The sequence below is a fragment of the Caenimonas sp. SL110 genome (assembly GCF_001044395.1).
Lineage (GTDB): Bacteria > Pseudomonadota > Gammaproteobacteria > Burkholderiales > Burkholderiaceae_C > Ramlibacter.
Genome location: NZ_JANU01000003.1, coordinates 145,104 through 151,500, shown reverse-complemented (window position 1 = coordinate 151,500; position 6,397 = coordinate 145,104). Strand labels below are relative to the sequence as shown.

Genomic DNA, 6,397 nt, shown 5'->3' with positions numbered 1-6,397 from the left:
ACCAGCGGGTGGAAGCCGACCAAGTGGAACCACACGCAGGCCACCGTGGTGAACCAGTGCGCGAGCTGCCACAGTGGCGCCTATCCCCCCGCTGATGGCAAACCTGCTGCGCACACACCGTACCAGCTGGTGGGGACGCTTGCGGGCCTGAACTGCGACAGCTGCCACAAGGCGGGCTATTCGTCATGGACGCCTGCGCGCGTGCATGCCAGCGTGTCGGTGAGCAACCAGTGCGCGAGCTGCCATGCCGCCATCAAACCGAACACGGCCATCCATGCGGGCCAGACCGTCTGCGAGAGTTGCCACAACAGCACCAGCAGCTGGAACACGGCCAAGGTCGATCACTCCGCCTTCACCGCCGCCACCAATTGCGCCAGCTGCCACAACGGCAGCGCTGCGACGGGCAAGCCGGGTGTTCACATCCCGGTGGGCGCGACCAACTGCATCGCCTGCCACGGCACCAGCGGCTGGAAGCCGACCAAGTGGAACCACACCCAAACCAACGTGGTGAACCAGTGCGCCAGCTGCCACAGTGGCGCATTTCCGCCGGCCGATGGCAAGACCGCCACGCACACGCCGTACCAGCTGGTGGGCACGCTCGCGGGACTGAACTGCGACAGCTGCCACAAGGCCGGCTACTCGTCGTGGACCCCGGCGCGCCTGCATGCGAGCGTGTCGGTCAGCAGTCAATGCGCGAGCTGCCACCTGGCGATCCGGCCGGTCACCACCATCCACGTCGGGCAGACCCTATGCGAGAGCTGCCACAAGAGCACCAGCACCTGGACGGGTGCCAGGGTCGATCACAGCACCTTCACGGTTGCGACCAACTGCTCCAGTTGCCACAACGGCAGCAGCGCCACCGGCAAGCCCGCCGTCCACATCCCGGTGGTCGCGACCAACTGCATTGCCTGCCACGGCACGACCGCCTGGAAGCCGACCAAGTGGAACCACACGCAAAGCACCGTGGTGAACCAGTGCGCCAGCTGCCACAACGGTGCGTATCCGCCCGCCGACGGCAAGCCCGCCACGCACACGCCTTACCAGCTCGTGGGCACGCTCGCGGGCTTGAACTGCGACAGCTGCCACAAGGCTGGATTTGCCAGCTGGACCCCGGCGCGCCTGCACGCCAGCGTGTCGGTGAGCAACCAATGCGCGAGCTGCCACCTGGCGATCCGGCCGGTCACCACCATCCACCTCGGGCAGACCCTGTGCGAGAACTGCCACAAGAGCACCAGCACCTGGACGGGCGCCAGGGTCGATCACGCGACCTTCACCGTGGCCACCAATTGCTCCAGTTGCCACAACGGCAGCGCAGCGACTGGCAGGCCTGCGGTCCACATCCCGGTGGGCGCGACCAACTGCATCGCCTGCCACGGCACGACCGCCTGGAAGCCCACCAAGTGGAACCACACGCAGCTACCGGTGCTGGACTGCGCGAGTTGCCACAACGGCGCTTACCCGCCCGCAGACGGCAGGCCGGCGCAGCACATCCCCTACCAGTCGCTCACCGGCGTGGTCATTGCCAATTGCAGCACCTGCCACCGCAGCGGCTACGCAAGCTGGTCGGGCGCGCGCCTGCACACCAGCGTGGCAGTGACCGGGCAGTGCAAGACCTGCCACAGCGGCAGCTACACGTCGCAGGGTGCGGTGGCCAAGCCGAGCAACCACATCCCGGAATCGCAGCTGCTCAATGGCGCCGCGATGGATTGCGTCTCTTGCCACACCACCACCACGAGCTGGTCGCCCAAGATGAATCACAACGCGAGCCTGGGTAGCGGTGCCGGATGGTGCAAGTCGTGCCATGCCACAGGCACCAACTATTCCGGCGGCATGGAGCGCATGGCGCTCACGCACCGCACCACGACGCCGGTACCCACGGACTGCTCCCAGTCCGGCTGCCACCGCCCGCTGGGCACCAAAGGCGCGGCCTATTCCAAGTGGGACTGAAACCCGTCACTCACATCAACAGCGCACCCCATGCCAAAGCACCACACCCTGTTCAAGCTTCCCCGCCTCGCCGCCCTGTCGCTTGCCCTGCTTGCCCATTGGGCGCAGGCGCAAGTGATCGACGATGTCGAGCTGCGGCGCGTGGGTGATGACGCACTGGTCTCGATCCGGTTTGTCACGCCGGTGCAGTACCTGCGCAGCGTCACTGCCCGCACGGGTGATCTGGGGCAGGTGTACTACGACCTGCTGCCAACCCGTGATGCGCTCAGCCTGGTCACCGCCGAGCGGCGGCTCACCGGGGCTTCGGGTTCGCCCATCCTCATCGTCACCGACGAAGCGGCCGGCACGGTCGATCGCAGTCGCAAGCTGGTGCTCCGATTCTTCGGGGACACGGCCTTCACCGCGCGCGCCGGCCAGGGCAATCGCAGCATCGAACTGGTGCTGCGCGGCAAAGGCGCGCTGCTGGACGGGACCGCAGTGCCGGCCGCAAGCACGACGCCGTCACCGTCCCTGCCGCAGCCGCCGGCCTCCACCGGTCCGCTCAAGCCTGAGGACCAGGCACGCTCGGCTGCACTGATGACGCAGGCCCGCCGCCTGATCGACCAGGGTGAACACACAACTGCGATCGCGCGGCTGGAGGAGGTGCTTGCACTGCCGGTCCACGACAAGTCCGCCGAGGCGCAGGAACTGATCGCGCTGGCCCGCTGGCGCCAGGGTGACCCGGAGCGCGCGCGCGCCGAGTACGAGCTCTATCTCAAGCTCTATCCCGGCACGCCCGGCGCTACGCGGGCACGCGAGGCACTCATGACGCTCGCACCTGCCGCGCCGCAGCAGCCGGCAGTGGCTGAGGGGGGCAAGCCCGGCGTGACCACGACCCTGAGCGGGTCGGTCTCCAGCTTCTATTACGGCGGGCAGTCCAGAGTCCGCACCCAGGAGTTCCAGGACTCACCGCTCAGTGGCCTGCCAGAACTGATCAGCGATGCCACCTTGTCGGGCACCGACCAGCGCCAGCTGATCTCCAGCGTCGATCTCAACTGGCGCAGGCGCGACGCCGACAGCGAACTGCGCCTGGTGCTGCGCGATACCTACAGCGCCGACATGCTGCGCTCTGACAAGAGCCGCAACAAGCTCTCGGCGCTGTACGCCGACTACAAGCTGCTGCAGCAGGGCATCAACGTCAGGGTGGGGCGCCAATCACCCACCGGCGGGGGCGTGATGGGGCGATTCGACGGCGTGCAGGCCGGCTACCGGTTCATGCCCAAGTGGCGCATCAACGCAGTCGCGGGCCAGCCTTCGGATTCGTTGCTCGATGCCAGGCGCAGCTTTGTCGGGACATCGATCGAGGCCGATGAACTGCTCAAGGGCTTCGGCGGCAGCGTGTATGTGATCGAGCAGCGCATCGACGGCGAGACCGACCGGCGCGCGATCGGCACCGAGCTGCGCCTGCTGGCAGGACCGGTGACGGCACTGGGCATGTTCGACTACGACGTGCTGCTCAAGGGCCTGAACATCGCCTCGCTCCAGGCCACCTGGCAATGGGAAGACAACACGGTCATCAACGCGCTGTACGACCGCCGGTCCACCCCGATGCTCATGCTGGGCAACAGCCTGTTCTTCCAGAACCCGGTGCTGGCAGTGCAGGCGCGCAATCTTCATGAGGTGTTGCAGGCGCAGTCGCTCCCGGTGCTGCGCGACCAGGTGCGCGACACCACCGCGTTCAGCACCCAGGGCATGGTCAGCATCACCCGCCCCATCAGTGCCAACTGGCAGGTGGGCTTCGATGTGCGGCTGACCAATGTCGGACCGCTCGCGCCAGTGGTGGACATCCTGCCCAACGGCCAGCCGGGCACCGGCAACATCTGGAGCAGCGGCCTGCAGCTGATTGGCACCAACCTGTATTCGAGCCGGGACACCCACGTGCTGCTGGCGACCTTGCTCAAGGGCCCGACCTATCGCGGCCAGCTGCTGACCTACAACAACTCATCGCAGGTGGGCGAGGGCTGGCAGCTGGAGCCGTCGCTGCGCTTCTACACACAAAACGATGACACCGGCACGCGCAGCCGCCGCTGGGCGCCGGGCCTGCGCGTGAGCAAGCGCGCCACTGCCAAGCTGGTACTCGAAGCGGAACTGAGCATGGAGTTCAGCAAGGTCAGCGGCCCCGCCCGCCAGGAATCGTCCAACCGCAGCTTCTACTACCTGGGCGTGCGCTATGACCTCTGAGCGCGTGTTGCTTCGAGCCAGCGGGCTCGGCTGCGACCGGGGCGGCCAGCGCGTCTGCAGCGGACAGGATCTGTCACTGACACCCGGCGACGCGGTCTGGCTGCGCGGGCGCAACGGCAGCGGAAAGACCAGCTTGCTGCGTGTGCTGGCAGGGCTGGCTGCGCCGCAAGAAGGCGAGTTGTGGCGCGCACCGGGGCTCAGGACCCTTTACATCGGTCATGCCAATGCGCTCAAGGACGACCTGACCGTGGCGGAGAACCTGGGCTTTCTGGCGCGCCTTTGCGGCCTGGAAACTTCTGCGACACGTCATGAACAGGCGTTGCGCCAATGGGGTCTGTGGAGTCGCCGCCACCGGCCTGCGCGAACGCTGTCACAGGGCCTGCGACGACGAGTGGCGCTGGCCCGCCTCGCCCTGGCGGAGCACCAGCCGCTGTGGCTGCTGGACGAGCCGTTCGACGCGCTCGACGACGAGGGCGTGAACCAGCTGCGCATCGGGCTGGAACACCACCGGGCACGCGGCGGTGCCTGCGTCCTCACCAGCCACCTGGTGTGGGCCGACGACCAGCGGCCGCGGCGAGAGCACTGGCTGCAAGGCGATGACGCATCGTGACCACTGCATCCATCGCCGTGACCCTCTTGCAGCGCGACCTGCGCCTGGCCCTGCGCCGGCGCGGAGAGGCCGCACTGCCGCTGGGCTTTTTTGTGGTGGTTGCAGCATTGCAGCCGCTGGGCGTGAACCCGCAGCCCAATCTGCTGCGCGAGATCGGACCCGGCGTGGTCTGGATGGCTGCCTTGCTGGCCGCGCTGCTGCCCTTGCCCGCGCTGTTTGCCGTGGACCATGCAGACGGGACGCTGGAGCTGATGGTGCTGGCGCAAACGCCGCTGTGGATGCTCGCGATGTCCAAGGTGGCCGCGCATTGGCTCACCAGTGGTGCACCGCTGGTCGTGCTCGCGCCGCTGCTGGGGCTGATGTATGGCCTGGACGAAACGGCGCTGGCGGTCCTGGCGCTGGGGCTTGCGATCGGCACGCCGGTGCTCAGCCTCGTCGGCACGATCGGCGCGGCGCTCACAACCGGATTGCGCAGTGCTGGCAGCCTCATCTTGCTGCTGGTGCTGCCGCTGTGCGTGCCGGTTCTGATTTTTGGGACCGGTGCGGTGCAGGCTTCGCAGGCGGGGCAATCGGCCGCGCCGCACCTGTCGTTGCTTGGTGCCCAGCTCGTCCTCACCCTGATGGTGGCGCCGGTGCTGATCGCACATGCGCTGCGCATCGCCGTGGAGTAACCAGCGCATGACTGCCGTACTTGCAAGATCACCGTGGAGCTTCTTCAGCCTCGCTGCGCCTGCGCGCTTTTACCGGGTCACGCGAAGCATCGAACCCGTGTTGTGGGCGCTCGTGTTCGCGCTCACGGTTGCGGGCCTGTGGATGGGATTCGTCGTCGCGCCCACCGATGCGACGCAGGGCGAGGCCTACCGGATCATCTTCATCCATGTGCCGGCCGCGTGGCTGTCGATGGTGCTGTACCTGGCCATGGCGTTCTGGGCGGTGCTGGGCTGGGCCTGGAAGGTGCGCATGGCTTCGATGCTCGCACGTGCCATTGCACCAACCGGCGCGATGTTCACCGTGGTCGCGCTGTGGACGGGTGCCTGCTGGGGCAAGCCGACCTGGGGCGCGTGGTGGGTGTGGGACGCGCGCCTGACCAGCGAGCTGATCCTGCTTTTTTTGTACCTGGGCTACATCGGGCTGGTGGAGAGCATCGACGATGTTCGCCGCGGCGACCATGCGGGCGCGCTGCTGGCCCTGCTGGGTGCGATCAATGTCCCGGTGATCTACTTTTCGGTGCGCTGGTGGAACACCTTGCACCAGGGCGCCACCGTCAGCATGACAGCCGCACCCAAGATGGCCAGCACCATGCTCACGGCCATGCTGCTGATGACGCTGGCGTTCTGGGCTTACGCCTTTGCGGTGGTGTTTGCCCGCGCGCGCGCCATCGCCATCGAGCGTGAGGCCGGCCACCACTGGACCACCCAACCTGGCGTCTTGCGCAGCAAGCCATGAACTACACCACCCTTGGCGCACTGATCGAGCTCGGCGGCTACGGCCGCTACGTCTGGCCGGCCTATGGCCTGACGCTGGGCCTGATGCTGGTCGAACCCTGGCTGCTGCGCCGCCGGCTCGCACGCGCATTGCGCCAGGCGCAGGCCGCCAACCCTGAAGAATCCTGAGATCGAC

Annotated in this window: 6 protein-coding genes; all 6 read left to right on the top strand. The window is 67.3% G+C overall.

What is annotated here, in order from left to right; genetic code table 11:
* A partial coding sequence (locus AQ12_RS02415) for a cytochrome c3 family protein (protein WP_048438244.1) occupies window positions 1-1,947 on the top strand: 1,947 nt, incomplete at its 5' end.
* A 30-nt stretch (window positions 1,948-1,977) separates the two neighbouring features.
* A complete protein-coding gene (locus AQ12_RS02410; RefSeq protein ID WP_048438243.1) occupies window positions 1,978-4,167 on the top strand; it encodes a tol-pal system YbgF family protein in 2,190 nt (729 codons plus the stop codon).
* A complete protein-coding gene (ccmA, locus tag AQ12_RS02405; RefSeq protein WP_048438242.1) occupies window positions 4,157-4,777 on the top strand; it encodes a heme ABC exporter ATP-binding protein CcmA in 621 nt (206 codons plus the stop codon). Before AQ12_RS02410 ends, ccmA begins: the two co-directional genes overlap by 11 nt.
* Entirely contained in the window at window positions 4,774-5,448 is a 675-nt protein-coding gene (gene ccmB / locus AQ12_RS02400; RefSeq protein ID WP_048438241.1) for a heme exporter protein CcmB, read from the top strand. Before ccmA ends, ccmB begins: the two co-directional genes overlap by 4 nt.
* 7 nt (window positions 5,449-5,455) lie before the next feature.
* Window positions 5,456-6,223 (top strand): heme ABC transporter permease CcmC, encoded by a 768-nt coding sequence (gene ccmC / locus AQ12_RS02395; RefSeq protein WP_048438240.1) that lies wholly within the window; start codon window positions 5,456-5,458, stop codon window positions 6,221-6,223.
* Window positions 6,220-6,390, top strand: a complete 171-nt coding sequence (gene ccmD / locus AQ12_RS22370; protein WP_082151368.1) for a heme exporter protein CcmD — start codon at window positions 6,220-6,222, stop codon at window positions 6,388-6,390. Before ccmC ends, ccmD begins: the two co-directional genes overlap by 4 nt.
* Window positions 6,391-6,397: the final 7 nt, after the last annotated feature.